The sequence below is a fragment of the Piscibacillus sp. B03 genome, from assembly GCF_052246295.1.
Lineage (GTDB): Bacteria > Bacillota > Bacilli > Bacillales > Alkalibacillaceae > Piscibacillus.
The window spans coordinates 37832-64493 of sequence record NZ_JBQQCO010000020.1 but is presented as its reverse complement, the minus strand read 5'-3'; the positions used below and the strand labels follow the sequence as shown (position 1 = coordinate 64493).

Here is a 26662-nt window from a genome sequence, read left to right as displayed (position 1 = left end):
GGTTCGTTAGAACGTAACAATGATGTTAGGGCCAGCAAGCGATAGCGCGGTAGCCAAAAAGTGTACAAAAATAGAGTGCCGAAAATACCGGTATAAAAACTACATCGAGAAAATCTTGACACAAACTATCGATGATTACCAGTTGAAATCTTTATTCAGATACGATATATTTTATTTTTAGAAGAGGTTTTATCCATAAATTAAACAATGAATCATTAAATAAACGAAGATGAAGGTGTAGTATGTCTCTACCTCTCTTAACAGTGAGTCTGGATAGTGGGAACAGGCAAGTATGTAGAGTCAGAAATTGGACCTTCGGAGTTTGTTCGGCTCGCAACCGATATATTGCATGAATGAAGTGACCTTTTATGGTAATTAGGGTGGCACCGCGGTTCCATTCGTCCCTAAATATAGGGATGGATGGGACTTTTTTTGTTATTCTTTGAAAGGAGCTAATTAATATGAGTCAAACAATTTTTTCAGGAATCCAACCTTCTGGTACTCTCACAATCGGAAACTATTTAGGAGCTATGAAACAATTTCCAGAACTACAAGATGAATACAACAGCTATTTTTGTATTGTTGATTACCATGCGATAACCGTTCCTCAAGATCGCTTAAAGCTTCGTGATCAAACTCGTTCATTAGCAGCTATGTATCTGGCTTGTGGAATTGATCCAGAAAAATCAACACTATTTATTCAATCGGAGGTACCAGCGCACGCGGAATTAGCTTGGATGCTACAGTGTGTTGCAACGGTTGGAGAGTTAGAGCGAATGACGCAATATAAAGACAAATCAGAAGGAAAAGAATCGGTAACAGCAGGCCTTTTAACCTATCCACCTTTAATGGCTGCTGATATCTTGTTATACGGAACAGATATCGTACCTGTTGGTGATGATCAAAAGCAACATATCGAATTAACTCGTAATTTAGCTGAGCGATTTAACAAACGTTATAATGACATTTTTAATATTCCAGATATAAAGATACAAAAAGTCGGCGCACGTGTAATGTCGTTACAAAACCCAACAAAGAAAATGAGTAAATCAGATGAGAACCATAAAGCAACTATTTTCTTATTAGATGAACCTAAACAAATTAAAAAGAAAATTAAAAGTGCCGTAACAGACTCAGAAGGGATCATCGAGTATGATAAAGAAAATAAACCAGGAATCACAAACCTTTTAAATATCTATGCTGGATTCACTGAAAAATCCGTAGATGAAATAGTTAGTGATTATGAAGGTAAAGGTTATGGAGACTTTAAAACAGACTTAGCTCAAATCGTTTCAGAAAAGATCTCTACAATTCAAGATCGGTATTATGAATTGTATGAATCAGAAGAATTAGATGAAATCTTAGACCGTGGACGCGAAAAGGCAGACTTTACGGCTTCTAAAATGCTAAAAAAAGCCAAAAAAGCCATGGGTATTGGACGTGTACATCTTAAAAGGTAGCAAATATGAAAGGCACCCCACAAAAAGGGTGCCTTTTTCATTTTATGAACCTTTTAACACGTTTTTCTTACGCTGTTCCATCTCCCATAATCTTTCAAAGAATGGCTGGCCTTTTGCCATCTTCTCACAAAGTTCTTCATGCTTTGAACTCCAACCAACTTTAATCTCAGACAACAGTAGTTCATACCCTTCATCAAATGTCATTCCTTGAATTTGTGGGTACCACTCCGGCTTCCACTCCGTTAACCAATACCTGAGTTCATCAATTCTTTTACTTTGGTTCAGTTGATCAACCATGAGCATTAAGAGATGCTTTAACTGTCTTTCTTTCCTTGTTAAGCCAACCATAAAAATCGGCTCTAAAGATAATAAATGATGCTCTTTTTGTCTGTTGGGTCTTTTAAATGAATAAGTTAAGGGCTCCTTTTGCTTCACTAAATCTAAAACTAACCTTTCCTGACGCGGGATTAACCTACTCTTTCTAACCGGAATTTCATAGCCTAACGTATCTACAACAATCGCATGGGCACCATCCGTCACAACAAACGCATAATCTAGGGGGGTTCTCTTATGATGTTTTTTCAAGTAAGCGCGTTGATAAACTTGTTCTAACAATGGCTTCGGGATGTCCTGCATATTGTTTTCTATGTAGCCATATAGATCTTCTTCTACAAGGACTACTGGAATCTGGTCTAAAAGTTCAATTGAGTCATCTTTTCGCCATTCATGAAATTGACAGACGTTATAGCCATTCTCTTCACCTTCAAACCAATTCACCCAAATATCATGTACATATAACATCATAATCCCTCACTTTTCATAATCCTCCATTTATGCTCATTATGACCAAGTGACTTTTTTTTATTCTTAAATTTTATGAATCAAAAGGGTTAATATACATAGCAATAAAAATTAAAAAAAGCCCACCAGGAAGCATATAGCATTCAGGCCGATGATATATAAATATAAGAAAATCGTATGTACTCATACCTGCAGGTAAATAATTAAGATAACCGATAATTGAAACACCACCAACACAAGTAAAACCAAAACCAATTAAGAAAAGAATAAGTGGCAACATAATCACAACCTCCAGGCTTGTCCTTCATCTTAATAAATGTATATGTTAAGATGTAAAAAATATTTAACAGAATCTATCTTTACTTATATAAAATTTAAGTGTACATTGGAATTTGGTGGTATACGATAGAGAGGGGAACACGATGGTAAGTAGAAGAAAAGAGAGAAAACGTATAAAACGAAAAAGACGGAGAAAAACTGTTCTTTCAATTATAGTTCTTGCAATCATCAGTGTTGCTGCTTTTTTCATTTATGAGTATCAAGCAGGCAAAAACGCTGCTGAAAGAGCAATGGGAGATCATACAAACAACAGTGAATATGAAGATGAGTTTAATGGCGCTGAAGAATTAGATGAAGATGTCATTAATGTCTTATTACTAGGTGAAGACCTTGATAAATACGGGACATCTCGCACAGATACGATTATGATTGGTCAATATGATGTTAAACATGACCGCGCAAAATTAGTATCAATTATGAGAGATACGTACGTTCAAATACCAGAACATGGTTACAACAAAATTAACTCAGCTTACTCAAGTGGAGGACCTGAATTACTTAGAAAAACCATCAAGGAAAACTTTGATATCGATCTTAACTACTATGCCATAGTTAATTTTAAAGGATTCGAGAGCATTGTTGATACAGTAGCTTCAGATGGTGTAGAAATTAATGTTGAGAAAAGAATGCGTTACTCAGCTACCGATGTCGATATAGATTTATATCCAGGCGTTCAAAAATTAAATGGTTCTGAATTACTAGATTATGCTCGCTTCCGTAGTGACTCTGAGAATGATTTTGGGCGAGTTAGAAGACAGCAACAAGTAATGAGCGCTTTAAAAGATGAAGTTCTATCCTTTACAAGCCTCATGAAGTTACCAAGAGCAATTGGAACATTGCAACCGTATATTGATACAAACATGGAAACGAGTAAGGTGCTTTCTGTTGCTTCAGAGTTCTTCTTAAATACTCCTGATGAAATTGAGACCTTGCGTATTCCAATGGACGACACATGGTCAAACAGAACATACGATCATGCAGGTTCTGTATTAGAAATTGATTTAGAAGAGAATAAAAATGCTTTAAATGAATTCTTTACTAGTCAACCTAAAACTGAAGATTATACTCAAATCAATGAGTCTGAAGAAGATCAGGTTGACGAATCTTAAGGACAAAATATTAGGCGTTACCAGTTTATGAATAGGCTGGTAACGTCTTTTTATATTTAAAAAAGATACCCCGTATAGAGTGTTTTACTTAACTCTAAGGGGCATCCCTTTATTCAAATAAATTATTCATATTTCTTAAATACTAGTGATGCATTATGTCCACCAAATCCTAATGAATTAGACATAGCAACATGTAACTCTTTTTCACGAGCTTCATTTGGTACGTAATCTAAGTCACATTCTTCATCAGGTGTTTCATAATTAACAGTTGGAGGCATAATGTTGTTTTGTAGACTTAATACCGTAATTATAGCTTCGACACCACCAGCTGCACCTAATAAGTGGCCCGTCATAGATTTTGTTGAACTCATCGCCAAGTTGTACGCGTGATCTTTAAAGACCGTCTTAACTGCGTTCGTCTCAAACTTATCATTTAATTCAGTACTTGTTCCATGTGCATTAATATAATCCATATCTTCAATATTCACTTCAGCATCATCAAGTGCTTGTTGCATCGCACGTGCAGCACCTTCACCCTCTGGTGCGGGTGCTGTAATATGATAAGCATCGCCAGTTGAGCCATACCCTACAATTTCAGCATAGATTTGAGCTCCACGTTTTTGCGCAGATTCAAGAGATTCTAATACTAATACGCCTGACCCTTCACCCATCACAAATCCGTCACGATTTTTATCAAATGGACGACTCGCTGATTTTGCATCACTGTTAGTTGATAATGCTCCCATTGATGAGAATCCAGCAAGAGACATATGGTTAAATGGCGCCTCTGCTCCTCCTGTAATCATAGCATCTGCATCTCCACGCTCTATTACTTTAAATGCATCACCAATTGAATTAGTACCTGATGCACAAGCAGTGACTGAGCATGAGTTAATACCTTTAGCTCCTAAGATAATAGACACTTGGCCTGAAGCCATGTCTGGAATAATCATTGGAATAAAAAACGGACTAACTCTTCCTTTATCCAAATACTTTCGGAAGCTTTCTTCATATGTGGTCATGCCTCCGATTCCTGAACCAATCCAAACACCTACTCGATCAGCATTTTCTTCTGTTATTTCAAGACCTGAATTAGCTAATGCCATTTTGGAAGCTGCCACTGCATATTGTGTGAATAAATCCATCTTACGTGCTTCACGTTTTTCCATGTGCTCTTTCGGATCAAAGTCTCTTACTTCCCCAGCAATTTTAACTGAGAAATCATCAGAGTTTAATTTAGTCAATTCACCTATACCAACATTACCAGACGTAATGTTGTTCCACATTGTTTCAATGTCATTTCCAGCAGGAGATACTACTCCTAAACCTGTTACGACTACTCTTCTTTTCGTCATCTCTTCTAACCTCCTCTTATTTTCCCCAACGCAAGGCAACGGCGCCCCATGTTAGTCCTCCACCGAATCCTACTAATACGACAAGTTCATCCTCTTTAATCTTACCCGCTTTTACATCTTCAGACAATGCAATTGGTATAGAAGCTGCAGATGTATTTCCATATTTATGAACTGATTTCGACATTTTTTCAATTGGTATCTCTAACTTTTCGCGTGCAGCTTCCATAATACGAATATTAGCTTGGTGAGGTATTAAATAATCTACATCATCTTTAGTAAGTCCAACTTTCTCAACTACATTCAATGCTGAATCTCCCATTTGTCTTACCGCAAACTTAAAGACCTCACGTCCGTTCATATGAATATAATCGCCATCTTGATGCAAATGAGGAATACCTCTTCCGTCAGCTCCTAATTCAAACGATAAAATTCCTTTCCCGTCTGATACTGGGCCAATGACAGCAGCCCCCGCACCGTCACCAAATAACACGCTCGTATTTCGATCTGTCCAATCTGTAATCTTAGATAATTTTTCTACACCAACTACTAATATATTCTTATAAGTGTTAGTTTCTATAAATTGTTTAGCAGTAATCATGCCATACATGAAACCTGCACACGCTGCACTTAAGTCCATTGCAGACGCTTTGAATGCGCCAAGTCGTTCTTGGATTTGACAAGCTACAGAAGGAAATCCCATATCTGGCGTAACGGTTGCCACGAGAATCATATCAAGGTCCTCACCTGTTACACCTGCATTCTCCATTGCTGATAGTGCAGCTTCATATGCCATATCTGAAGTATCAATCTCCTCAGGTGCAATACGACGTTCTTCAATTCCTGTACGAGTCTGAATCCATTCATCTGAAGTATCTACAATTTTCTCTAAATCCTTATTAGTCAAAACACGTTCTGGGACATAATGTCCAGTACCTAAAATACCTGCATTCATTTTGGTCATCTCCTCATTACATACTATTATAATCATATATTATGACCTGGTTATAATTTTATCAAAAAAAAGACCGAAAGAAAAGTCTATTTGTGCAATCTTCCGGTTTCTATATACTCTTCAATTAGTGAGTCTACTTCTTCTCTTACCTGTTCATCCACAGCATCACCGTATTCTCCTAAATATATGTATTCATTATCAAATCCATAATGAATGACGCCTGAGGGTAATTCTCCTTGATTATATTGATTAGCTACATTTGCATAAACTTTTTCTAGGTCTTGAACCGTGCTTGATAGTACAGAATCTGGCGCTACCTCATACTGATCATTAACGTAACCAATTGAGTAAATGTCATGTTTTTTAGCTTCTAATATGATTGGGATATTAAAACCATCCCCCGCAGGATAGACAATATCGATATCTTCTTCCAACAAATCATTGAATAAGAGCATGGCCCTCTGTTGATCATACCAGTCAAAAACAGACCTTAAATGTACTTTTATGTTTGGATTGGTATTTTTAACGCCTTCATAAAAGCCTTGAACTTCAGGTTGATTTTGAAAAGCTGATATGACTCCTATTTGATTGGTATCAGTCACTTTAGCTGATAACACACCCGCAAAATACCCCATCTCATAGCCATCAAAGTGGATACTCGTAATGTTTTGATCAAAAGTATTACCGTTAAAATAGACAAATTGAATTTCTGGATAGTATTCATTAATACTTGAAAAGTGCTTTCCAAAATCAGAGCCATGACCAAATACTAAATTAACACCTTGACGTTTCATATCTTTAACATGCTCTTCCGTTTCACGGGAAGTCGTTACACTTTCTCGTGTAAGTACACTTATATTATGTTCATCTTTAATTTCTAAGGCACCTAGATATGCCCCTTTCCCCCATGTTTCATCGTGAATGGTCCCATCTAATAGTAAGCCCACATTATTTAATTGTCCTTTATTTAATACTTGTCCACAACTAGTCATCAAAATAGTCATCAACAAGATTAAGACCAATAACGATTGTTTCAAAACGAGCACTCCGATTCAATTTTTAAAGTTCTACTTATATTTTGTAACTTTTCAGACGACATAGCAACTATATCGTTTGAATTTTTACGTTTATTTTACAAAATGAATTCCATCTTCATTCTCCCCATTAAGGCAAACCTTCTTTGGTAAAAATGTATAAGTTGGGAGAGTTGCTAGCCATGAAGCAACTTTAACGTCCGTTAGTTGTTCATCTCTCTGGTTATCTATATAGATTGTTAGTACATTTTTTTGACGATCAAAAAAAGTGCATAACGCTCTTTCGTTTGTAAAATCATATTCAAAATCAAATTGGTTACGTTCGCTTTCCTCTTCTTCAAGATGAAAAGAGGCATGACGACCAACCATAGCATACTTTTCAAATTTATCATCGTCTTCTAAATCATCTATACCATAGACCTCAAACTCTTGATCTACCAATTCGTAAATGAGGTGATAAGCAACCTTTTCAAAACAACCTTTAATAAGTACATTCATCATTTATTCCACCTTTTATAGGAATGCATAAAAACTTCACATATTCTTTATTTATTTTTTACTAAACCTTTGGTAAACTGTAATTTGGAATGTATAGAAAATGAGGTGACATACTATGCGTTTAATTTGGACAGTCATTTGGGGTTTCTTATTAAGCTTAATGGTTGTTTATGTCATTACAAGTATGACAGGCAGCACATTTAGCTTCCCATTAGCAATCGTATTAACAGTACTCTTCACTCTATCCTCTGTGGTTCTTGGTGAAGGAGTCATTAAGGACGACTCGTCGCAGTAATAAAAGAGGTTGACTCAAAACACATGGCGTTGAGTCAATCTCTTTTTTTAGTACCAAGGCACAAGACTTAACGCCGCGATAGCAGTCAATGGTAGTATTAATCGTCTTAACCCAATATTAGGTGAATACGGATAACCGTAGTTGTATCCAAAACCTGGGCCGTAAAATGGATAACCATAACCTGGGCTATATCCATACGGGTTGCGATGCGGCTCTTGCATCACAGGTGTTACAAGATAAACATTCTCGTCATCCATATCGACGATCACACCTTGAAGTTGCTCGCCTTGAGTTGTCTCAACTAACACGTACTGTTTCAAGTGATTCTTACATAAATTATACATATGATCCTTTGAATAAGTATTCACAGAATCTTACCTCCCTTTTCAAGATTAACTTATTCAAAAATACTAGGTTATGTGCACAATATAGGAGGTTTAATATGGAAGAATTAATTGAAATACTTAAATATTTATTTTTAGGTCTCTTTCAAGGTTTTACAGAGCCCATCCCAATTTCTTCAAGTGGTCACCTAATGATTGTGAGACACTTAATGGAAATCGATCTCCCTATTACATTTGAGGGTTTCATTAATTTTGGATCTCTAATTGCTGTGTTAATCGTTTTTCGCAAAGATTTAGCAAGATTGATTACAAATGGGTTAAAATTTATCCAAACTCGCGAACAGACTTATCGTTCGGAATTTAATTACATTTTATTGTTAGGAATTGCTACTATTCCTGCAGGTCTACTAGGGGTATTAATTGAAAGTCACATCGATAGTGTGCTAGGTAATCAAGTAAAGATAGTTGGAATAACACTAATTATGACTGGGATTGCTTTATGGATAATTCGTAATTTAAAAGGGTTTAAGACAGATGATGAGATCACAATTAAAGATGCCATTATTGTAGGTATTGCACAATCAATTGCATTAATCCCTGGTATTAGTCGATCTGGTGCTACTATTGTTGGAGCTATGTTAGTCGGATTTAATCGATCAGCAGCGTTGAGATTCTCTTTCTTAATGTATATTCCAGTAAGTGTTGGTACTATGATTTTCTCGCTGAATGACATTGCAGGAAATGAAGCATTTTCAGGTCAAATGATTTTATTATTAGTTGCATTAATTGGAGCAGTTGTAGCTTCATATTTCGCTCTGATTTGGTTTATTGACATTATGAAATCAGGAAACCTTAAATACTTTGCCTTTTATTGCTTCATCGTAGGTGCGGTTGTGTTTTTATTATTCTAAGGCTTAAATATTGAGGCTGGGACAAAATATATCGCAACCTAAAAAGCCCGAATGTTAGAGTCTAAGTTAAACCTAACATTCGGGTTCTATTTTTAACAGCATCAAATTGCTTCGCTTTACGCAGTCTCAATTATGTTGATTGTACAAAGTAAAAGATGACCCTATATCTTCGGGTCATCTTAAAAATGTATTTATTAATCTGGAATTCCAAGTGCAATTTTCGCATAACGTGACATACGTTCTTTTGTCCATGGTGGATTCCATACAATATTAACTTCAGTACTGTCTACTTCAGGTAGATCAGAAAGTGCACGTTTAACGTCTTGCTCAATCGTACCAGCAAGAGGGCACCCCATTGCTGTTAAAGTCATTGTCACTGTAGCTGTTCCTTCATCATCTAAATCAACGCCATATACTAAACCGAGATTGACAATATCTATGCCAAGTTCTGGGTCAATTACATTCTCAAGCGCTCCCCACAGGTTTTCTTCTAACGCTTTATCCATTTGTCAGTCCTCCTTAAACATTCTCTACTCTATTATAAACATGTTTTGTATTATTTTTAAAGGACAATGAACACAAACCAATTACTTTTGACTATAAGTTTCTTCACTTTCTTTAACTTCTAACACACGACTCAAGAAATTTAGCACCTTCCACTCCAGTTCAACTTGTTTATTAAAAACTAAGCTTACATGGTTTGCCTTAGTTTTAATGGTCTCTATGTTTTTGATTAACTTTTCTAGTTTTTCATACTGAAACTCATAAAAAAGTGTTCGCCTTCCCACAGGTCTAATGGCTTGAACAAGTAATACGGGACAGTTAACGCTCTCAGCATAATCTTCTACTTTAAAATCAAAAAAACTCATATAGTCTTTTTTGATTAATTCTGCGTTTGATTTGTGTTCCCAATGATGGCCAACTTTTTCTACATCATAATTCACAACCCGATTCATATGCTCAGACCATCTGATTCCGAACTTTTCGAAGGTTTCTCTCGTCTGATTTATGTAATCAATTCGAGAGATATATTTATTCTTTAGACGAACTAACGAGGGTAAAACTAGCTCCTTTTGTCCTTCATCTGCTTCTCCCGCTCCATCTAACAAAATAAGGGCTTCTACATCATTGACTAATGCCGCTGTCTTCAGACAAATATAAGCGCCCATGGAGTACCCCATTAAAATAGGTCGCTTAACCTTTAACAACTTAATTAATTCTACAAGGTCTTTTACATGTTGATCTATACTAGTATTTGAATCCGCTTCAGAACTTTTACCTCTACCTCTTAAATCATACGTAATCATTCGATATTGTTTTTCGAACGCTTTTTGAAAATGTCCCAACTGCATATGATTTCCTGTCAAACCGTGTACGCCAATGATGGTACCTTTTTCCCCCGGCGTTTCATGAATGAACAATTGACGGCCATTTGTTAAAGTCTTCTTACGCCACATCTTTAGCATAGATTACTCACCAACCGTATATATAGAGTAATTAACTTTCCCCGGTAACCTTCTCCCTTGGGCAACAAAGATCCTCTTGTTTAACCAGTCGTACTTATTTGAGGACGTTTCAAACACTGGTTGTGTCGTAAAATAATATTCATCTAAATGAACTTCCTCGTTACGTTCTAATTGTTTTAACACATCGCTATTTCCTGTTCTAATTCCTCTATATGTCATAGCGATAAGTGCACCATCATAGGATTTCAGTAATATTCTAGCATCCTGCACAATGGTACCATCGCCTAATACCGTCACCCAATCATCGCCTCCTGGAATGACAGTACCATTTAATAAAGAGCCTCTAAAATACCCGTCTTTCACATGAATAATTCGTCTATTCCCTTTAGGCGTAACACCTAAATGATAAGGTTGGTCAACTGTAAGCTCCAAATCAAATAAAAATGTCATTACTGGTACATCGTAATGTTCCAAGTCGCCTCCTCCTTACTGCATTTTAACTAAATTTGTTTCGATTAGTTATAATTAACATGTAGATGCTTTCAGGCTAATATGCAACCGCTTCTACTTTAATTGTATGAAGTCTTTTGCCTAATTTATGAATTTTATCTATGTTGATATAGGTTGCTTTTCTTCCAAAATGCGATGCCTTAAAAATTTACGTAGCGTACCTCATGACAAAATCCAATGAAGCTTCTTTAAAATCACTTCTATCATGTAGTTTCGTTACTAAAGTTGAACGAACACCATCTGCCACATCATCCTCAAGCCATTCATCACCTTCAAAGAACACTTGAGTAATTAATGTTTCATACCCTTTTCGCTTAAACATAAATTGTATATGTGCTGGGCGGTAAGGTTGCTGATCAATCATCCCTAGAAACTCCCCAATCGGCCCACCAGTTGCAATCCGATAAGGAACTGGTACGATCGTTTCCACTTCAAAATATCCATTCTCATCCGTATAGAACCTTCCTCTTAAGTTGTACGGTGGGGCATCTGACTCAAACGAAGAATAGTATCCATCAGCATCAACTTGCCACATATCAACCAACGCTTTAGCTAAAGGGTTACCATCAACGTCTTTAACAGTCCCTGAAAATATTAGTTTTTCACCTCTCTCACTCTGACGCATTGGTAACTTATAAGGTTTTGTTAAGATTGGTGCCCCCTCCACATAATAAGGTCCTAACAATGAGGGTGCTGTGCCTGGTTTGTCTGCATAAATGTTTTTTAATACTGCTGATTCAATGAACGTATCCATAAAAAGCGATAATTCACCTGTACGCCCTAAACGATCTACCCACTTTACAAATCCCTTATATTCTTCATGATTAGGAGTGATATCATTTAAAAAGTTCTGTAAGTGTTTATAAAACAAACCATATACATTATTAACACGGCTGTTTGTTTCAGTTTTTTTCATAATTAATCTCCTCCTTAACTTTCTTATTGCGACTACTGTTTGGTTCCATTTAAGAGTTAGTAAACACTAATGTATTCTGTTACTATATTTATTAATAGAATCTATTAATATGAATATTTTCAAAATGGAATGACAACGTATTCAATAATAAAGAGGTGAATAATCGTGAAATCTATTAACCCAAAAGATTTGAGCTCAAAAGATAACTACAAACTATTAAGTGGTAGCGTTATTCCACGTCCAATCGCTTTTGTCACATCATTGAATGAGGAAGGGATACTGAACGCAGCACCATTTAGCTTTTTTAATATGGTAGCCGGGACGCCACCTTTGATTGTTTTATCAGTCGGAAGAATTAAAGGAGAAATTAAGAAGCATACCGGGCGAAATATCTTGCAACAGAAACAATTCGTTGTTCATATACTAGATACGGATCTATTAGAGAAAATGAATCAAACGTCGGCTCCATATGGAGATGATGTAAGTGAAGTTGAACGAGTCGGATTCACTCCTATCGAAAGTACGGATATAGCTGTTCCAGGAGTAAAAGAGGCAAAAATTAGATTAGAGTGTCAGTTATTCCAACATATACCTTTAGAAGAAGATGGAAAGTGTCAAAACGACCTATTCATTGGCAAGGTAGTTAAATACCATATAGATGAACAAATCTATGATAATGGACGAATTTTAGCTGACCAATTAGATCCTATTGCTAGGTTAGCTGGACCAAACTATGCTAAATTAAGTGAGACCATTTTCCTTGAACGCCCAACTAAAGGTGAGTAAAACTAAGCATGCGCGGCTATATTATAAGATTTGATTGTTAACCAATGAGGAAGTTTCGCCAATCTGGGGCAAGGTTTCGCTATCTTGTGTCAAAGTCTCGCAAAGCTATATTTTAGAATTTAAAAAAGGCTACCCTCAGTCATTTAGACTTTGGATAGCCCTTTTGTTATTCCTGGACAATTTTTGAAAATTTACCGCTGTAGAATCCAAGCGGCTCACCATCTTGATAATCAAAATTCACAACTTTACCTAAAAATAAGACATGGTCACCACCATCATACTCAGCCCACGGCTCACATTCTACATAAGCTAATGACCCTTTAATTCTGTGTCCATACTCCGTTTCATTCCACTCAAACGGAAGCTCTTCACACGTCTTCCCTGCAAAGTGCATGGCAGTCTCTTGTTGATCTGCCGATAATATATTGACAATAAAACGATTATCTTTCAATTTATCAAACGCCTTTGTCTCTCGATCAATAGATACTAAAACTAATGGTGGATCAAGTGAGACAGACGTAAATGAATTGGCCGTTAGCCCGTGACAGTGACCACCATCATTACAGGTTACAACGGTGACACCTGTAGCAAATCGACCTAAACAGTTACGAAGTTCTCGAATATCCAATCAGTTCCCCCCTTTTAATACTCTTAACACATTCTATCAATGAAAACGGATTATCATTACTAGAAAATATGTGAAATGCTATAAAATCGTGCGTTCAAACAGATGGATATAGTAGATTTTAGTTTTAAGTTTATAAATTTTTAACGAAGAAATTCGTTAAAGCATACTTCGCTTCACGACTTACTTTATGGTCACGGTTTGGTTCAGAAATAAACTGAAGCCTGTCACTAGGATATCCATTTGTTTTTAGTTGTTCTACAAAGGAGATTGTATGTTGATACGGGACCACCTGATCATTTTCACCATGCCAAATAAATATTGGTCGATTTGCAAGCTTATCAAGTTGATGTGATAAATCAATTGGTTTTAATGAATCCAGTTGCTGATCAATTTCATCTTGAGATAGTTGTATTTTAATTCCTTGCTTTCGGATGCTTTCTAATAGATAACTTGCCATTTCCCCAATTCTTGCTGATCCCATCATAATTCCAGCTGCTTTAATCCATTGGAACCGTGTTAAAGCGGCCGACACAGTAATACCTCCCATACTAGTACCAGCTATACCAATACGGTCATCTAAAGCTAGTTCATGCTCTTTAATATATAAATATAATTGATTTAAATCTTCTAAATTCTGGACCACAATTTTCCAAAAATCACTTTGGATTTTATTAGGGTCAGTTTCCTTTTGACGTTCACCATGATGCATACTATCTGGTAACAGGACACGATAGCCTTGTTCTGCCATTAAGTAAGCTTGTGGGAGATCTTGCTCTTTTGAGCTCGTAAATCCATGAAAATAAATCATTAATGGAAGTGAGTCATTTATATTTTGATCATCTACAACTTCGAGTACTGGTATATCTTTAACTTCATATTTATCGATGACAATCATGCGTTGGTCCCCTCTCAATCATTTTACTACTATAATATATGATTGAAGTTCGCCTTTCAAACGCTAGGAACGTTCACATTATGCATAAAATATGATAAAATAATTTAATTAGATATTTACAGGGGAGAATATGAGGTGAAACTATGGAGAAACATCTAATCGCATTAGATTTAGACGGAACACTTTTAAACGACGATAAAATTATTTCTAAACGAACAATACAAACACTAAAAACGGCTAAAGAACAAGGACACGTTGTTATGATTGCAACAGGGAGACCTTTTCGTGTAAGTAAACAATTTTACCAACAATTAGGCTTAGATACACCTATTGTCAATATGAATGGTGCTTATATACATCACCCATTAAATCAAAGTTGGGACCACATGCATACACCTTTACCAAAGGATGTCGCACTAGATATTGTTGATCATTCAACTCAAATAGGTGTTCAAAATATTATGGCTGAGATTATGGATCAAGTGTTTATAAATGAACAAACAGAACATATTTTTAATCAATTTTTCTTAGATGGCTTAGAAAAACCAGCCAAAATAGGTAATTTAAAAGAGACGTTAACAGGTGATCCTTCTTCATTACTTGTACACCCTTTCGAAGAAGGCGTTCAACCGATACGCCAAATATTAAACGAAAATCATGCTTCAGTCATCGACCATCGTAAATGGGGCGCACCATTCCATGTTATCGAAATTATCCGTTCTGGCCTTCACAAAGCAATTGGTGTTAAAAAGGTTGCAGATGAATATGGAATTCCTCAACAACGAATCATTGCTTTTGGTGATGAAGATAATGACCTTGAGATGATTGAATATGCTGGTGTTGGCGTAGCAATGGGTAATGGAATCGATGAATTAAAAACTTTAGCTAAAGAAACAACGTTAACCAACCATCAAGATGGTGTTGCCCAGTTTATTGAAGAATATTTAAACATTTCAGCACCAATTTTAAGCCAAGATTAACTATTTATATTTTCCTTCATATTGCACAAAATATACCTGAACACGGTTAACGACTGTGTTCAGGTTTTTCTTTTAGTTAGAGATGGGAGGATTTTATTTGAAATCGCAACCGATCTACAAACGAAAAAGAAAAAATAAAACAGCTTCAATCAACCAAGAAAAATTTACAGATAAAGCACGTAAAAAAGCAGAAGCCGATCGTCATACACGAGGAGGATTCTAATGGATAACAACTTTCTTCAGCAAGCTAAACAAACGATGCAAAAGATGACAGGTAAAGTAAAACAAGGTCGTCAAAATCACCAAGAAAGTGAAGAAGAATCCATTCGAAGTGTTCAACAAAGTATTCAATCAGCATATGAACAAGGCGCACCCAATCAAGAAGAGCAACAAGAATTAAAACAATTTGAGCAAAAATTAAACAATAAGTTAAAATAACCTTCCCTTTTACACCAACTGAGTCCCCCTCAGTTGGTGTTTTTTTAAAGTCTTATGACAATCTCAATTTTAGTCAAAACTTATATTTACATATGCGTTATTTCCATATACTATTTTTATAACTGCTAATGAGAGGGTGATTGATTTGTTTGTTTTATTAAATGAAAATTTTGTTGATCGCACTGAATGTTTAATTGATATTGAGGACCGTGCTAACCAATTTGGAGACGGTGTATACGAGGTTATTCGCGTCTATGATGGTGAATTTTTCTTATTGCATGATCATTTAAGACGTCTTACTTATAGTCTCGAAGAAGCTAAGATTGATTATGATATTCGTCATCACAAACTAGCTGAACAACTTCAAAAATTAATGGATATGAACGAGTTTAAAGAGGGTGGAATTTACCTCCAAATATCTCGTGGAGCATCTCCAAGATCACATCCATTTCCTGCCGATACCAAACCGACTTTAATTGCTTATCCTATTCCAGTCTCAAGACCGACTGAATCTCAGGAGCAAGGGATAAATGCTATCTTACATGAAGATATTCGTTGGTTAAGATGTGATATTAAAAGCCTTAACCTTCTTGGAAACGTAATGGCTAAACAAACTGCTTTGGATGCTGGAGCAAAAGAGGCCATTTTCTATCGTGACTATGATCACATAACAGAGGGTAGTTCAACTAATGTATTTATCGTTAAGGATGGTGTTGTAAAAACACATCCAGCAAATCACTTTATTTTAAACGGCATTACAAGGCTCTATATCTTTTACTTAGCGGAACAATTACAAATTCCGATTGTAGAAGAAGTATACTCAATTGAAGAGTTAAAACATGCTGATGAAGTATTCATCTCCTCTACTACATCTGAAGTAATCTCCGTTACAAACATAGATGATGTGCAAATTGGTAATGGCAAACCAGGTCCAATTGCACAGAAATTTTTAGATGCATTTTTTAAACATAAGGATGTTGAACAACTGTCAAATACAAACTGATTTCAACACATTTCTTTTTAAATGGCAAAATTCGTGCTAATATTAGTAGAGAAAATATTAGGGAGGGATCTTAAATGAGCGTAATCGCAGAAGCGACTCCTAACCCAAATGCAATGAAATTCACTGTCGATAAGGTTATTTTTGAAGGTGATGACAGTATTTCAGTCATGCAAGGTGAAACGAGTGAACATGATATCCTAAATGACTTAATGAAATTGGAAGGTGTCGATAACGTATTTGGCTATCATAATTTCATTACAGTGAACAAAACGTTTGACGCTGAGTGGGAACAATTAATCCCCAAAGTTGAAAGTGTATTTGAAGAGTACGGTTATTAAAGAAAAGACCATCCCTCATTTAACTGAGAGATGGTCTTTTTTATGGGTTAAAGTTTTCTAATGTGACAAAATGATGCGCAGCCTCTTCACCGTCTGGTCCATCAAGATATAAAACAAGCGTCAAAACACCTGACTTAGGTAGGTCGTCATCACCTAAGCTAACTTCTAATTCAAATGCGTTCCACCCAGGTTCACCCGGTGTTTCTACTGTTTGTTCATTGATTAATATATTATGTCCATCTTCAACTGTGTAATGGAACGAACCATCAAAGACTCTTGCTTCACCTTGTACCTTATATGTTCCACTTTCACCTTCTACAGCTACATTTCGAAAATGATCATTCTCATCATTTTCCGCTTGCTCTTCAGCACCTTCACCATTAGGTACTTTAAATGTTTGCTGATGAGAGAATAAAGATTTGTCTGGTTTATCACCATTGATGGTCATTGGAAGTAAACTTAACTCAACATTATACTCTTTGGCCTCAACCTTTTCACCATTCTGTTTATAATCCCATGTTTGTTCCCAATTCAAAGCTTCACCTGGTTCAATTTCTTTTTCTTCAATTGCCTGAGTAAACATCATGCCTTCTGAAAACTTATACACTTGTTCGCCTGTTTCTGCATCTGTTACAACGATCTCATACTTTTGACCCGAACTAAACGAAACCTTAACAGTTTCATCCGTATGATTGGTAAGTGCCATTTTAAATAATACTTCTTCCTCATTTGGTACAACTTCAGATGTGAATTCTAATTCATCATGAACCATTTCTGATTGGTTAGAATCATCATTCATCTCTTCGTCCCCCTCATTCGGTTCTGACCCATTACTTCCTTGTGATGTCCCACAGGCTATTAGAACGATCAATAAAACGAAAGGTAAGACCCTTTTCATTTCTATGCCTCCTCATATGAAACAAGAATAGTTCTTGATGACATAGTCGTTAAAAGTTGGAAAAGGTTACAGCTTTTCGTCATCTTTTCTAAAGAATCCAAAGATGCCAGTCGTTTGAACGATGTTTGTAAATGCATTCGGATCAACTTCTTTTACGATTTGTTGTAAATCATAAAGCTCATAACGTGTAATGACCATCATTAACATTTCTCTTGGTTCATTCGTGAATGCCCCTTTTGCAGGTACACTCGTGATCCCACGAACCATATTAGAATGAATGGCTTTCGTTAATTGATTACCTCTCGATGTAATAATCATCGCCGTTAACTTCTCATGTCTAGTATGAATGGCGTCAATTACTCGAGTCGTAACATATAACGTCACAAGTGTATATAAAGCCTTCTCTGGTTCATACAACCAACCAGCTAAGAAAATGATAATACTGTTTAAAATAAGAAAATAAATACCGATTGGACGATCTTTTAGACGAGATAAAACCATTGCAATAATATCCATCCCACCTGTGGATGCACCCCATTTTAGCGTAATTCCAACTCCAACACCTGCTAAAATGCCACCAAAAGCTGCGTTAAGTAAAATGTCTTCTGCTAAATTCATCAATGGTATCGTTTCTAGAAAAAACGTTGTGACAGCTACTGAAATAGCGCTGTAAACCGTAAAACCTCTTCCTACTTTCATCCATCCTAAAATGGCGACAGGAATATTTAATAAGAATAAGATAATACCTGTACTAATATCAATATTCATGAAATCCTGAAAAATACTAGATGTCATTTGCGCAACCCCTGTAAAGCCACTTGCATACACATTAGCTTCAATTAAGAACAAATTAAGTGAGATAGCATTTAAAATGGCACCTATAATGACAATAACAAATCGTTTTAATTCAAATATAAACATGATAACCCCCATTAATATCTCATTGACGTATTTGTAAATCAGATTTAAACTAATATAAAGAAAAGCGTTAATATTAACACAACTATAATGTATCAACTATACTATAATTATTTATTTTAGGAGGAAATCCATGAATGTTCAAATCGTAATTGATTCAGCATCAGATTTACCTAAAGACATCCAGAAGCAATACGACATTGAAGCCGTCCCTCTTATAGTACATTTAGACGATGAAGATTTCTTAGACGGTGAAACGATCCAATCAAAGACAGTCTATCAAGCAATGAGGGATGGAAAAAGTCCCAAAACAGCTCAAGCTACACCCGATTCGTTTCAAAAGGTTTTCACTGATCAAGTTGAACAAGGTAAAGCAGTTGTTTATTTAGGATTCTCATCTGAATTATCTGGTACATATCAAAGTGCTGTTATAGCAAAGGAAGAAGTGTTAGAACAACATCCAAATGCAGATATCTATGTAATCGACACAAAAGCTGCTTCTATGGGTTGTGGCTTAATTGCATATGAAGCTGCAGAGCTCGCTCATCAAGGAGCTGACATTCAAGAAATACTCGATGCCGCCAATCACTACGTCAATAATATTGAACACATCTTTACGGTTGATGATTTAGAATATCTATATCGCGGCGGACGAGTCAGCCGCACACAAGCATTTGTTGGTAGCTTATTAAAAATCAAACCATTACTACATGTGGAAGAAGGTAAATTAGTACCGCTTGAGAAAATTCGTGGTTCAAAGAAAGTTCTTCGACGTATGGTTGATCTAATGAAAGAAAGAGGTCATGATTTTGACCAACAGACCATCGCAATCACGCATGGTGACGATGAAGAAAACGCCCAAAAACTAAAAGAACTTATTCAAGAAGAGATAAATCCTAAGAATATCATTGTTCACTCGATAGGCGCAGCAATAGGCGCACACGCTGGCCCGGGAACCATTGCACTATTCTTCTTAAATGAAGTGAAAAAATAGAGCTGTATAAAAGGGATACCCTTTTATACAGCTTTTTAGTCATGTTTGATTTTTATTTTTTCGGTACATAACAATGGCAAATGTGATGAAAACTGTCATTCCACCTACGAATATTAATATTAATGGCCAGTAAAGACCTGTATCCTCTTGAACCAAGAATATATTCGATGCTTCTCTTTCAACAGCAATCATATATTTTCCATCATCATTTTGTCGGACTAAATCGTCTTCAATTAAACCTCTTAATTCTAATCCATCATCTAATTCAATATCAACTTTTTGTTGTGTCGTACTCGTATTAACAGCCACAATCGTTGTATCATCTTGGTAAGTTTTCTTAAAAACTAGATAGCTATCTTCAGCATGTATAATTTCTAGTTCTCCTTTTGATAGCGAAGGTAAATCATCATAAGCGTTTGAGATTTTTTCCATATGTCTAATTAATTGATCTTCTCCTGCCAAGAAGTTCATTAACTGATGATGACTCAAATCTTCTTGAATACCATCAAGAGGTATTTCAGACCCTTGATAAATCAACGTATCATTTGGGATGGTCAACAAATAAGTCAATGCTAACTTCCAATACGTTATTGGATGACTCCCTGTTTCTGAAAACACATGTGTGAATCGATCTGTATCATAAAAATCCATTGATTGTATGATATTTTGTTGGTGGACCATAGAAGTGTCTAGTAAATCCTCAATAGACTGTTCAGGTTGTTTAAAAAATTGCTTTAAATCATCTTGTGTTGATCGATCATGAACAGAATCAAACCCGACATCTAAATAGTCCTCAATATCTTCATTGGATTCAGCAATTAATTGCCCACCAATTTCCTCATCAACTTTTTGCCAAAATTCTAGCGACATTGAATCGGGATTCGAGATATAATACCCCTTAATTGGTAATTGTTCATACCAATGAGTCATATAGTTCAACATTTCATCCTCTGATTGTTCTTTATCCATTGGAAAATGCAATGTGACATCAATTCCATTATCATTCAATTTTTCAATTAATTTAACTAACTGTTCCTCTGTTCCAAAAGTTTCTTGAATATCTGAATATGAAGTCACATTATGTCCTGTATAGTTGTCGCTTTGGAATATTGGAGAAAGAATAACATCTGTCACACCCAATGTATTTAAATGATCAATTCTATTCAAAATTCCTTGAAAATCTCCACCATGGAATGCTTCAGGATCATTTACATTTACAGACTCGTTATTTTTTTCACCACTTTCAAATCGATCAACTAAAATATAATAGTAAACCGAATGCCCCTCTTCGGCTTGTACGGTGATAGGTAATATACCAATGATGATTGCGATCACCATTAACCATCTTAATTTCATGTGCGTTTTCACTCACTTTCTAAATAGCAATAAGAAAAGCGCAAGCGCCCGTTTAACCACGCAGTGCGCCAACTAAACTGAGATAAAGCAAACACGGTGAACTGAGTGAACCGATGTTGACTGATCATGAGATTAGTCGAGAAGGTTCCAATTAGATTGGGGTGGTTGGGCGTATTGCGCTAGACAGTACTAAGCAATAAGAAACATTCCACATTTAAGTTAAAAGTTATACTTCTTAACGTATAAAAAGTCCCACAACTGGGACTTTTTATTTCTTATGGTAATACTCCTAATTGTAAACGACCGAATCCAAGTGCTAACACTAAAATTAATGATAATGCAAATTGTAACCAACCTGCAAAAGTGGACTTACCTTTTTTGGTTGATACTAATACCATTTCCATTGCACCAACTAGCCATACGCCTGCTAATGATTTTACAATCGACTCAGCAAACATTCCACCACCAGTACCACTATAGTTATTAAACCAAAGCAATGCACCAGTCACGATGATGAAAATGTAGAATAAACGTAGTACCATGTGCGTAATTTTAGCTGCTTTTTCATTCGATTTTTTCACTAAGTTTAATACAACTAAAAATAGAATAATACCTATTACCCAAGTGGTAATATGTAAATGAGTATTGTAATAGAAAACATCACCCATCATACATTCCTCCTTTACTCATATACTACCATTTTTAGACAAGCTTGTGCGATTAAATTGTTGACAACTTTGAAACAAAACATTCAAAAGGTTATAATGGTTGTTAGCGATTACATAAATTTTGGAGGGATTTCATGACAACTAAATCAAGCCATTCAATTATTGATCAAACAGAAAAGTATGGGGCGCATAATTACAAGCCACTACCAATTGTTGTATCTAAGGCAGAGGGCATTTGGGTAGAAGACCCAGAAGGTAACCGTTATTTAGATATGTTAAGTGCATACTCAGCAGTTAACCAAGGGCATCGCCACCCTAAAATTATACAAGCCCTAAAAGATCAGGCAGACCGCGTCACTCTAACATCTCGTGCATTTCACAATGATCAATTAGGTCCTTGGTATGAAAAGATTTGTAAATTAACTAATAAGGAAATGGCATTACCAATGAACACTGGTGCAGAAGCTGTAGAAACGGCTATTAAAGCCGCACGTCGTTGGGCTTATGACGTAAAAGGTGTTGAAGATGGTAAAGCTGAAATCATTGCATGTACGGGTAACTTCCACGGCCGTACAATGACAGCTGTTTCTCTTTCTTCCGAAGAAGAATATCAACGTGGTTTTGGACCATTACTTCCTGGAATTAAACTAATTCCTTACGGAGATGTTGATGCACTTCGTGATGCCATTACAGAAAACACAGCAGCCTTCTTATTCGAACCAATACAAGGTGAAGCTGGAATTGTGATGCCACCAGAAGGTTTCTTAAAAGAAGCATATGATATATGTAATAAAAATAATGTACTATACATTGCTGATGAGATTCAAGCTGGGTTAGCTCGTACTGGTAAAATGTTCGCTTGCGACTGGGAAAATGTTGAACCAGACGTTTTAATTTTAGGTAAAGCATTAGGAGGCGGTGTCTTCCCAATCTCATGTGTTGTAGCTAATAAAGAAATTTTAGGCGTATTCAACCCTGGATCTCACGGTTCAACGTTTGGTGGTAATCCACTAGCAAGTGCTGTATCTCTTGCTTCTCTTGAAGTTTTAGAAGAAGAGAAATTAGCTGAGCGTTCCAAAGAACTTGGCGACTACATGCTTAACGAATTAAAGTCTATCGACAATCCAAAAATTAAAGAAATTCGTGGGCGTGGTTTATTTATTGGTGTTGAATTAACTGAACCTGCACGCAAATATTGTGAAGAACTCAAAGAAAAAGGATTATTATGTAAAGAAACACATGAGAACGTGATTCGCTTTGCCCCACCATTAATCATTGAAAAGAAAGACTTACAATGGGCAATCGAAAAAATTAAAGAGGTATTGTAATTAATATGTAGTAAAATAGCACAAAGCACACTTTATCTATAGTGCGCGTTGTGCTATTTTTCATTTACATAAACGTTGTTGTATTTAATTACTCTCAATTTATAAAACGTAAAAAATACGTTAACCCTCTTAATGAAGATTAACGTAAGTTTCATAAATAAGTATTTTCGAGCCCTAAATTAAATTTTATAATTAAATAATAAGATCCATCTCACTTGATTAATGTTTAATAGGTTCTGTATCTATTGGACTAATTTTAAATTCAAAATGTTCAGGGTTATAATCTCTTTTGTACTTTCTAATAGCTAAATTTAATGTAGTAAAATTATTATAATAATTTTTGAATAACACCCTACCTGAATGCTTCTCTATTACCTCTAACCTCATCATATCACCCCTGAGGACTTACCTTAATGACATAACATTAAGATGAATTTATTATAATATTCGGTTGAATGAATAATTATTAGGGGGTGTTAACTTATTTATTTGCATCTACTGATTTCAATCGACAAATATTTTGTTGACTAATCCATCTTTTCGACTTTTAAGATTTTTTTCTGTCCCCAAGGCGATAATGCAATAGTGACCACCATGTTCTCATTGATGGTATTGAAATTTTCACCAGTTCCTTCTTCAATATAATATCGATTAATACCATAAGTGACATGCCTTACATTTTGATGGTCCTTATATAAGTACCTAGCACGAATAACTACTTCTTTTCCCTGTGGTTCCAATGACTTATCAGACGCAGCTTTAACGACATATAGTCCACGTTCATCTGGTTTTAATAATACATTAATAACCTTGTTACGCTTGACCTTCTCACTCCCAAACCAATATGAAGGGTGTATATTTTCAACCGTATAATTTAAATTCACATAATCACCATAAAAAACATCTCGAGGATCATACGGCTCTGTTTCTAAATAGATAACATCACCGAACTCTTCAACAACATAGTTTAACCCAGCCATCACAGCTAAGAAAAGTAGTTGTAAAACTATGACAATAATAAATAAACGTCTCTTAACCATGACTAATAATTTTTTCATATTATACACCCTTCCGCTTACGATTCGTGAAGGTTTTCCTTTTCCGCTCAAGTAAGAACCCTATTATAAATAGAATGATTCCTCCAACGAAAAAGAACAAAGACTGATTTATAAAACCCCAAGCTACCTGTACGTAAACTAACACAGTCGTGATTAGGAAAATCGCTGTCCCCATATGGAATTTTCGTTCATCTTCTTGATGGTATCCATCTAGTAGTACAGCAACAGAAAAGACATACAAAATGATGTACGCTGCTAACTGCGCTAAATCACCTAATACCAAAACAGGTAAAAATATAGCTAAATGTAGTGATTTAAATACGTGCTGTCGTTGATAACTTAGAAATACAGCCACTAAAAATAAAATCGATAATAAAATGTAGAAAATATAATGAATTGATAATCTATACGAGACCTCCATTAACATCGTTTGAAACAACACGAGTATAAACATCGATAGGAATGCGATTCTTTGGAATGGCTGACTGATTGTATGATTTTTCACTAATAATCCAATGACAAGCAATAATAGAATAAAAACTGTAAACCAATAGTATTGATTAAGTTGTTCTAAAGTGAATGCAAAAAGCTGTATGATATATGCTATTGCAAAAAAATATGATAATAAATGCCTCTTTTCAATCCAAATCACACTACCATACGCAATAATGAATAATGCAAATAACCACCAGTCAAACTCATGCATATTTGAAAGTCCATAGATTGTACCAATGCTGACAATTGTTAATCCTGTTAAGTATATTAGAATATATGGTCTGCTTAAATACAGTAAATAAGCTGCCAACCCCCATACTATAAACGCAAAGACATTATTCATAGTATAATGATACATTTGTCCAGTCAAAAATATCCCAGCTCCAAAAATCATAAGAGCAATCACGTAACAAAATACACCATAATATTGGTTATTATTTTTTTCAAACGAATGACCTAAAACGTAAAATACTACTAAGAACAGCATAATAATTACCATGCGAACTAACTCAGGTATTACTTGCCAGTTAGCAGCAACTAAACTTAAACACGCTAAACCAATAAATAATGCTGATAAAAAGAAGATTAATGACAATTTATCTTGTTCCTGATAGCGACTTAAGATTGCCTTTCGCTGCTCAGGACGAATGATCCCTTCATTTACCCACTGTTCAGACTCCTCGATTATCCATTTACGTTTCATTTAATCACCCTTTTTGATAAATGGTTGCCTTTGACCATAAGTAAATGTACGATACAACCATTCAAATGGTCCATAATGGAACTTTTGAATATACCAACGACTAAAAATTATTTGTAATAAGAAGACGACTAACGCAATTACAATGAGTGTAAACGCATGAAGCTTTCCATATAAGTTCAATCCGATACCGTAGAAAATAAAGACCCCTATTACAGATTGCATTAAATAATTCGTTAACGATAATCTACCAACATTTGATAATATTCCTTTAATCCGTTGAAAATTCCTGCCGTTAAAAACTAACAGACCTACTAAGAAAAAGAATATACTTAACGCTGAACCTCCTATGGTATCTTGAGCACTTTCAAACCATAAAGGGTTTCCGTTCACATAAGGTAAAACTTTAAATACTAGAAAAGTAATAAAAGTAACGACTAACCATTTTTTAATTGTAGCCTTGTGTACATTAGGCTCTTTAATCCAGCCGTTTTTATAAAAGAACATTCCTAATAAAAACATAGGTAAGATATTGAACAATGAGAAGAACCACATAAATGGATCATTAGCATACTTCCAATCCGCTAAATTTTGTGAGAATACATCCCCGATCCCACCTGTGTATTGTTCATAAGAAGCCTCGATACTAACATGGTTAATGCTGAAATCTGCTATTTCATTTCTTACTGGATACATCAACATTATAAGAAGAGCTGTTCCTATTAATAACAATGATAGAGCCCATTTCAACAAGCTCCGATTAGTACGATTGAGGAATAATAAACTAACTAAGCCTATGACTCCATATGTTAGAAGAATATCACCATACCATATGAATAACCCATGAATAAGTCCTAAACCAGCTAAAATAATCATCCTACGGCGTAGTATTGTAATGGCATCAACTTCTTTTTCTTTTAATCTTACATACATCATGTATATTCCAATTCCAAATAGTAGCGAAAATAAAGGATAGAAGCTAGCCTGTGCAAAGATATCTATAAAAAATAACGTGACGGCATCAATCCCACCACTATAAAACTCACGTAATCCACCATACATAAAATGAGGAGAATGGAAACTTAATAGATTGACAATCAAGATTCCTAGTAGTGAAAACCCTCTAATAGCATCAATTGAATCATATCGTTTTGTTACTGGATTTACTGGTTCCAAAGTTTCTCACCTC

32 protein-coding genes are annotated in these 26662 nt (G+C 35.5%); 12 read left to right on the top strand and 20 right to left on the bottom strand.

Going from position 1 to position 26662, the window contains the following annotated elements; all coding sequences use genetic code 11:
• The first annotated feature begins 461 nt into the window (after nt 1-461).
• The gene (gene trpS / locus ACTWQB_RS13205; protein WP_443139667.1) at nt 462-1460 is read left to right on the top strand and encodes a tryptophan--tRNA ligase; all 999 of its coding nucleotides are present in this window, start codon (nt 462-464) and stop codon (nt 1458-1460) included.
• Nucleotides 1461-1502: 42 nt separating this feature from the next.
• Here trpS and ACTWQB_RS13200 read toward each other — a convergent pair whose 3' ends face one another.
• Nucleotides 1503-2261, bottom strand: a complete 759-nt coding sequence (locus ACTWQB_RS13200; protein WP_443139666.1) for a DUF3603 family protein — start codon at nt 2259-2261, stop codon at nt 1503-1505.
• A gap of 73 nt (nt 2262-2334) precedes the next feature.
• Nucleotides 2335-2541: a hypothetical protein gene (locus ACTWQB_RS13195; protein ID WP_443139665.1), complete on the bottom strand. Its 207-nt coding sequence runs from the start codon at nt 2539-2541 to the stop codon at nt 2335-2337.
• A 142-nt stretch (nt 2542-2683) separates the two neighbouring features.
• Between ACTWQB_RS13195 and ACTWQB_RS13190 the strand changes: the two genes are divergently transcribed.
• Nucleotides 2684-3709, top strand: a complete 1026-nt coding sequence (locus tag ACTWQB_RS13190) for an LCP family protein (RefSeq protein ID WP_443139664.1) — start codon at nt 2684-2686, stop codon at nt 3707-3709.
• Nucleotides 3710-3831: 122 nt separating this feature from the next.
• On the opposite strand, the gene fabF is transcribed toward ACTWQB_RS13190, so the two are convergent.
• The 4 genes from fabF to ACTWQB_RS13170 all read right to left on the bottom strand — a co-directional run bounded on the left by fabF (nt 3832) and on the right by ACTWQB_RS13170 (nt 7551).
• Complete coding sequence (gene fabF / locus ACTWQB_RS13185; protein WP_443139663.1) at nt 3832-5064, bottom strand: beta-ketoacyl-ACP synthase II; 1233 nt, start codon at nt 5062-5064, stop codon at nt 3832-3834.
• A gap of 16 nt (nt 5065-5080) precedes the next feature.
• On the bottom strand, nt 5081-6016 hold the full coding sequence (locus ACTWQB_RS13180; RefSeq protein ID WP_443139662.1) for a beta-ketoacyl-ACP synthase III: 936 nt from the start codon (nt 6014-6016) through the stop codon (nt 5081-5083).
• Nucleotides 6017-6102: 86 nt separating this feature from the next.
• Entirely contained in the window at nt 6103-7053 is a 951-nt protein-coding gene (locus tag ACTWQB_RS13175; RefSeq protein WP_443139661.1) for a BMP family ABC transporter substrate-binding protein, read from the bottom strand.
• A 90-nt stretch (nt 7054-7143) separates the two neighbouring features.
• Nucleotides 7144-7551 carry a hypothetical protein gene (locus ACTWQB_RS13170; RefSeq protein ID WP_443139660.1) on the bottom strand — a complete coding sequence of 136 codons (408 nt, stop codon included), beginning with the start codon at nt 7549-7551 and terminating at the stop codon, nt 7144-7146.
• A 112-nt stretch (nt 7552-7663) separates the two neighbouring features.
• On the opposite strand from ACTWQB_RS13170, the gene ACTWQB_RS13165 reads away from it, so the two are divergent.
• Nucleotides 7664-7843: a YjzD family protein gene (locus ACTWQB_RS13165; RefSeq protein ID WP_443139659.1), complete on the top strand. Its 180-nt coding sequence runs from the start codon at nt 7664-7666 to the stop codon at nt 7841-7843.
• A gap of 47 nt (nt 7844-7890) precedes the next feature.
• Here the strand turns inward: ACTWQB_RS13165 and ACTWQB_RS13160 are convergent, their stop codons facing one another.
• A complete protein-coding gene (locus tag ACTWQB_RS13160; RefSeq protein ID WP_443139658.1) occupies nt 7891-8211 on the bottom strand; it encodes a hypothetical protein in 321 nt (106 codons plus the stop codon).
• 74 nt (nt 8212-8285) lie between these two features.
• On the opposite strand from ACTWQB_RS13160, the gene ACTWQB_RS13155 reads away from it, so the two are divergent.
• The gene (locus ACTWQB_RS13155; protein ID WP_443139657.1) at nt 8286-9098 is read left to right on the top strand and encodes an undecaprenyl-diphosphate phosphatase; all 813 of its coding nucleotides are present in this window, start codon (nt 8286-8288) and stop codon (nt 9096-9098) included.
• 194 nt (nt 9099-9292) lie between these two features.
• Here the strand turns inward: ACTWQB_RS13155 and ACTWQB_RS13150 are convergent, their stop codons facing one another.
• The 4 genes from ACTWQB_RS13150 to ACTWQB_RS13135 all read right to left on the bottom strand — a co-directional run bounded on the left by ACTWQB_RS13150 (nt 9293) and on the right by ACTWQB_RS13135 (nt 11990).
• Nucleotides 9293-9604 (bottom strand): metal-sulfur cluster assembly factor, encoded by a 312-nt coding sequence (locus tag ACTWQB_RS13150; RefSeq protein WP_443139656.1) that lies wholly within the window; start codon nt 9602-9604, stop codon nt 9293-9295.
• Between the two features lie 81 nt (nt 9605-9685).
• A complete protein-coding gene (locus ACTWQB_RS13145) occupies nt 9686-10564 on the bottom strand; it encodes an alpha/beta hydrolase (protein WP_443139655.1) in 879 nt (292 codons plus the stop codon).
• A 3-nt stretch (nt 10565-10567) separates the two neighbouring features.
• Nucleotides 10568-11038, bottom strand: coding sequence for a DUF3237 domain-containing protein (locus ACTWQB_RS13140; protein ID WP_443139654.1), 471 nt, complete (start codon nt 11036-11038; stop codon nt 10568-10570).
• Between the two features lie 184 nt (nt 11039-11222).
• A complete protein-coding gene (locus tag ACTWQB_RS13135; RefSeq protein WP_443139653.1) occupies nt 11223-11990 on the bottom strand; it encodes a dioxygenase family protein in 768 nt (255 codons plus the stop codon).
• 165 nt (nt 11991-12155) lie between these two features.
• On the opposite strand from ACTWQB_RS13135, the gene ACTWQB_RS13130 reads away from it, so the two are divergent.
• Entirely contained in the window at nt 12156-12776 is a 621-nt protein-coding gene (locus tag ACTWQB_RS13130; protein WP_443139652.1) for a flavin reductase family protein, read from the top strand.
• 166 nt (nt 12777-12942) lie between these two features.
• Here ACTWQB_RS13130 and ACTWQB_RS13125 read toward each other — a convergent pair whose 3' ends face one another.
• Together ACTWQB_RS13125 and ACTWQB_RS13120 are read right to left on the bottom strand one after the other, a co-directional pair.
• Entirely contained in the window at nt 12943-13404 is a 462-nt protein-coding gene (locus tag ACTWQB_RS13125; protein ID WP_443139651.1) for a flavin reductase family protein, read from the bottom strand.
• Nucleotides 13405-13534: 130 nt separating this feature from the next.
• Entirely contained in the window at nt 13535-14299 is a 765-nt protein-coding gene (locus ACTWQB_RS13120) for an alpha/beta fold hydrolase (protein ID WP_443139650.1), read from the bottom strand.
• A 143-nt stretch (nt 14300-14442) separates the two neighbouring features.
• On the opposite strand from ACTWQB_RS13120, the gene ACTWQB_RS13115 reads away from it, so the two are divergent.
• The 5 genes from ACTWQB_RS13115 (at nt 14443) to ACTWQB_RS13095 (ending at nt 17058) form a co-directional block, all read left to right on the top strand.
• A complete protein-coding gene (locus ACTWQB_RS13115) occupies nt 14443-15279 on the top strand; it encodes a Cof-type HAD-IIB family hydrolase (RefSeq protein WP_443139649.1) in 837 nt (278 codons plus the stop codon).
• 97 nt (nt 15280-15376) lie between these two features.
• Nucleotides 15377-15502, top strand: a complete 126-nt coding sequence (locus ACTWQB_RS13110; RefSeq protein WP_443139648.1) for a hypothetical protein — start codon at nt 15377-15379, stop codon at nt 15500-15502.
• Nucleotides 15502-15717 (top strand): DUF3813 family protein, encoded by a 216-nt coding sequence (locus ACTWQB_RS13105; RefSeq protein ID WP_443139647.1) that lies wholly within the window; start codon nt 15502-15504, stop codon nt 15715-15717. Before ACTWQB_RS13110 ends, ACTWQB_RS13105 begins: the two co-directional genes overlap by 1 nt.
• A 145-nt stretch (nt 15718-15862) precedes the next feature.
• A complete protein-coding gene (gene dat, locus ACTWQB_RS13100) occupies nt 15863-16720 on the top strand; it encodes a D-amino-acid transaminase (RefSeq protein ID WP_443139646.1) in 858 nt (285 codons plus the stop codon).
• Nucleotides 16721-16794: 74 nt separating this feature from the next.
• Nucleotides 16795-17058, top strand: a complete 264-nt coding sequence (locus ACTWQB_RS13095) for a NifU N-terminal domain-containing protein (protein ID WP_443139645.1) — start codon at nt 16795-16797, stop codon at nt 17056-17058.
• A gap of 40 nt (nt 17059-17098) precedes the next feature.
• Here ACTWQB_RS13095 and ACTWQB_RS13090 read toward each other — a convergent pair whose 3' ends face one another.
• Together ACTWQB_RS13090 and ACTWQB_RS13085 are read right to left on the bottom strand one after the other, a co-directional pair.
• Complete coding sequence (locus ACTWQB_RS13090) at nt 17099-17956, bottom strand: BsuPI-related putative proteinase inhibitor (protein WP_443139644.1); 858 nt, start codon at nt 17954-17956, stop codon at nt 17099-17101.
• Between the two features lie 66 nt (nt 17957-18022).
• The gene (locus ACTWQB_RS13085) at nt 18023-18877 is read right to left on the bottom strand and encodes a YitT family protein (RefSeq protein ID WP_443139643.1); all 855 of its coding nucleotides are present in this window, start codon (nt 18875-18877) and stop codon (nt 18023-18025) included.
• Nucleotides 18878-19007: 130 nt separating this feature from the next.
• Between ACTWQB_RS13085 and ACTWQB_RS13080 the strand changes: the two genes are divergently transcribed.
• Nucleotides 19008-19868 (top strand): DegV family protein, encoded by an 861-nt coding sequence (locus tag ACTWQB_RS13080; protein ID WP_443139642.1) that lies wholly within the window; start codon nt 19008-19010, stop codon nt 19866-19868.
• A gap of 39 nt (nt 19869-19907) precedes the next feature.
• Here ACTWQB_RS13080 and ACTWQB_RS13075 read toward each other — a convergent pair whose 3' ends face one another.
• Nucleotides 19908-21224, bottom strand: a complete 1317-nt coding sequence (locus ACTWQB_RS13075; protein ID WP_443139641.1) for an alpha-amylase family glycosyl hydrolase — start codon at nt 21222-21224, stop codon at nt 19908-19910.
• Nucleotides 21225-21499: 275 nt separating this feature from the next.
• Nucleotides 21500-21892, bottom strand: a complete 393-nt coding sequence (locus ACTWQB_RS13070) for a YisL family protein (RefSeq protein ID WP_443139640.1) — start codon at nt 21890-21892, stop codon at nt 21500-21502.
• A 134-nt stretch (nt 21893-22026) separates the two neighbouring features.
• On the opposite strand from ACTWQB_RS13070, the gene ACTWQB_RS13065 reads away from it, so the two are divergent.
• Entirely contained in the window at nt 22027-23220 is a 1194-nt protein-coding gene (locus ACTWQB_RS13065) for an ornithine--oxo-acid transaminase (protein WP_443139639.1), read from the top strand.
• Between the two features lie 527 nt (nt 23221-23747).
• Here ACTWQB_RS13065 and ACTWQB_RS13060 read toward each other — a convergent pair.
• Genes ACTWQB_RS13060 through ACTWQB_RS13050 form a run of 3 tightly spaced genes read right to left on the bottom strand, consistent with a single transcriptional unit; the run spans nt 23748 to nt 26649 of the window.
• Complete coding sequence (locus ACTWQB_RS13060) at nt 23748-24278, bottom strand: GDYXXLXY domain-containing protein (RefSeq protein ID WP_443139638.1); 531 nt, start codon at nt 24276-24278, stop codon at nt 23748-23750.
• Nucleotide 24279: 1 nt separating this feature from the next.
• Nucleotides 24280-25476: a DUF2157 domain-containing protein gene (locus tag ACTWQB_RS13055; RefSeq protein ID WP_443139637.1), complete on the bottom strand. Its 1197-nt coding sequence runs from the start codon at nt 25474-25476 to the stop codon at nt 24280-24282.
• A complete protein-coding gene (locus ACTWQB_RS13050) occupies nt 25477-26649 on the bottom strand; it encodes a DUF418 domain-containing protein (RefSeq protein ID WP_443139636.1) in 1173 nt (390 codons plus the stop codon). It abuts the gene before it with no gap.
• Nucleotides 26650-26662: the final 13 nt, after the last annotated feature.

What these genes read in the sequence shown, in the direction of transcription:
- trpS (WP_443139667.1), top strand. Translation starts at nt 462, where the DNA reads ATGAGTCAAACAATTTTTTCAGGAATCCAACCTTCTGGTACTCTCACA.
- ACTWQB_RS13200 (WP_443139666.1), bottom strand. Translation starts at nt 2,261, where the DNA reads ATGTTATATGTACATGATATTTGGGTGAATTGGTTTGAAGGTGAAGAG.
- ACTWQB_RS13195 (WP_443139665.1), bottom strand. Translation starts at nt 2,541, where the DNA reads ATGTTGCCACTTATTCTTTTCTTAATTGGTTTTGGTTTTACTTGTGTT.
- ACTWQB_RS13190 (WP_443139664.1), top strand. Translation starts at nt 2,684, where the DNA reads ATGGTAAGTAGAAGAAAAGAGAGAAAACGTATAAAACGAAAAAGACGG.
- fabF (WP_443139663.1), bottom strand. Translation starts at nt 5,064, where the DNA reads ATGACGAAAAGAAGAGTAGTCGTAACAGGTTTAGGAGTAGTATCTCCT.
- ACTWQB_RS13180 (WP_443139662.1), bottom strand. Translation starts at nt 6,016, where the DNA reads ATGAATGCAGGTATTTTAGGTACTGGACATTATGTCCCAGAACGTGTT.
- ACTWQB_RS13170 (WP_443139660.1), bottom strand. Translation starts at nt 7,551, where the DNA reads ATGATGAATGTACTTATTAAAGGTTGTTTTGAAAAGGTTGCTTATCAC.
- ACTWQB_RS13165 (WP_443139659.1), top strand. Translation starts at nt 7,664, where the DNA reads ATGCGTTTAATTTGGACAGTCATTTGGGGTTTCTTATTAAGCTTAATG.
- ACTWQB_RS13155 (WP_443139657.1), top strand. Translation starts at nt 8,286, where the DNA reads ATGGAAGAATTAATTGAAATACTTAAATATTTATTTTTAGGTCTCTTT.
- ACTWQB_RS13150 (WP_443139656.1), bottom strand. Translation starts at nt 9,604, where the DNA reads ATGGATAAAGCGTTAGAAGAAAACCTGTGGGGAGCGCTTGAGAATGTA.
- ACTWQB_RS13145 (WP_443139655.1), bottom strand. Translation starts at nt 10,564, where the DNA reads ATGCTAAAGATGTGGCGTAAGAAGACTTTAACAAATGGCCGTCAATTG.
- ACTWQB_RS13135 (WP_443139653.1), bottom strand. Translation starts at nt 11,990, where the DNA reads ATGAAAAAAACTGAAACAAACAGCCGTGTTAATAATGTATATGGTTTG.
- ACTWQB_RS13120 (WP_443139650.1), bottom strand. Translation starts at nt 14,299, where the DNA reads ATGATTGTCATCGATAAATATGAAGTTAAAGATATACCAGTACTCGAA.
- ACTWQB_RS13115 (WP_443139649.1), top strand. Translation starts at nt 14,443, where the DNA reads ATGGAGAAACATCTAATCGCATTAGATTTAGACGGAACACTTTTAAAC.
- ACTWQB_RS13105 (WP_443139647.1), top strand. Translation starts at nt 15,502, where the DNA reads ATGGATAACAACTTTCTTCAGCAAGCTAAACAAACGATGCAAAAGATG.
- ACTWQB_RS13095 (WP_443139645.1), top strand. Translation starts at nt 16,795, where the DNA reads ATGAGCGTAATCGCAGAAGCGACTCCTAACCCAAATGCAATGAAATTC.
- ACTWQB_RS13090 (WP_443139644.1), bottom strand. Translation starts at nt 17,956, where the DNA reads ATGAAAAGGGTCTTACCTTTCGTTTTATTGATCGTTCTAATAGCCTGT.
- ACTWQB_RS13085 (WP_443139643.1), bottom strand. Translation starts at nt 18,877, where the DNA reads ATGTTTATATTTGAATTAAAACGATTTGTTATTGTCATTATAGGTGCC.
- ACTWQB_RS13080 (WP_443139642.1), top strand. Translation starts at nt 19,008, where the DNA reads ATGAATGTTCAAATCGTAATTGATTCAGCATCAGATTTACCTAAAGAC.
- ACTWQB_RS13075 (WP_443139641.1), bottom strand. Translation starts at nt 21,224, where the DNA reads ATGAAATTAAGATGGTTAATGGTGATCGCAATCATCATTGGTATATTA.
- ACTWQB_RS13070 (WP_443139640.1), bottom strand. Translation starts at nt 21,892, where the DNA reads ATGGGTGATGTTTTCTATTACAATACTCATTTACATATTACCACTTGG.
- ACTWQB_RS13065 (WP_443139639.1), top strand. Translation starts at nt 22,027, where the DNA reads ATGACAACTAAATCAAGCCATTCAATTATTGATCAAACAGAAAAGTAT.
- ACTWQB_RS13060 (WP_443139638.1), bottom strand. Translation starts at nt 24,278, where the DNA reads ATGAAAAAATTATTAGTCATGGTTAAGAGACGTTTATTTATTATTGTC.
- ACTWQB_RS13055 (WP_443139637.1), bottom strand. Translation starts at nt 25,476, where the DNA reads ATGAAACGTAAATGGATAATCGAGGAGTCTGAACAGTGGGTAAATGAA.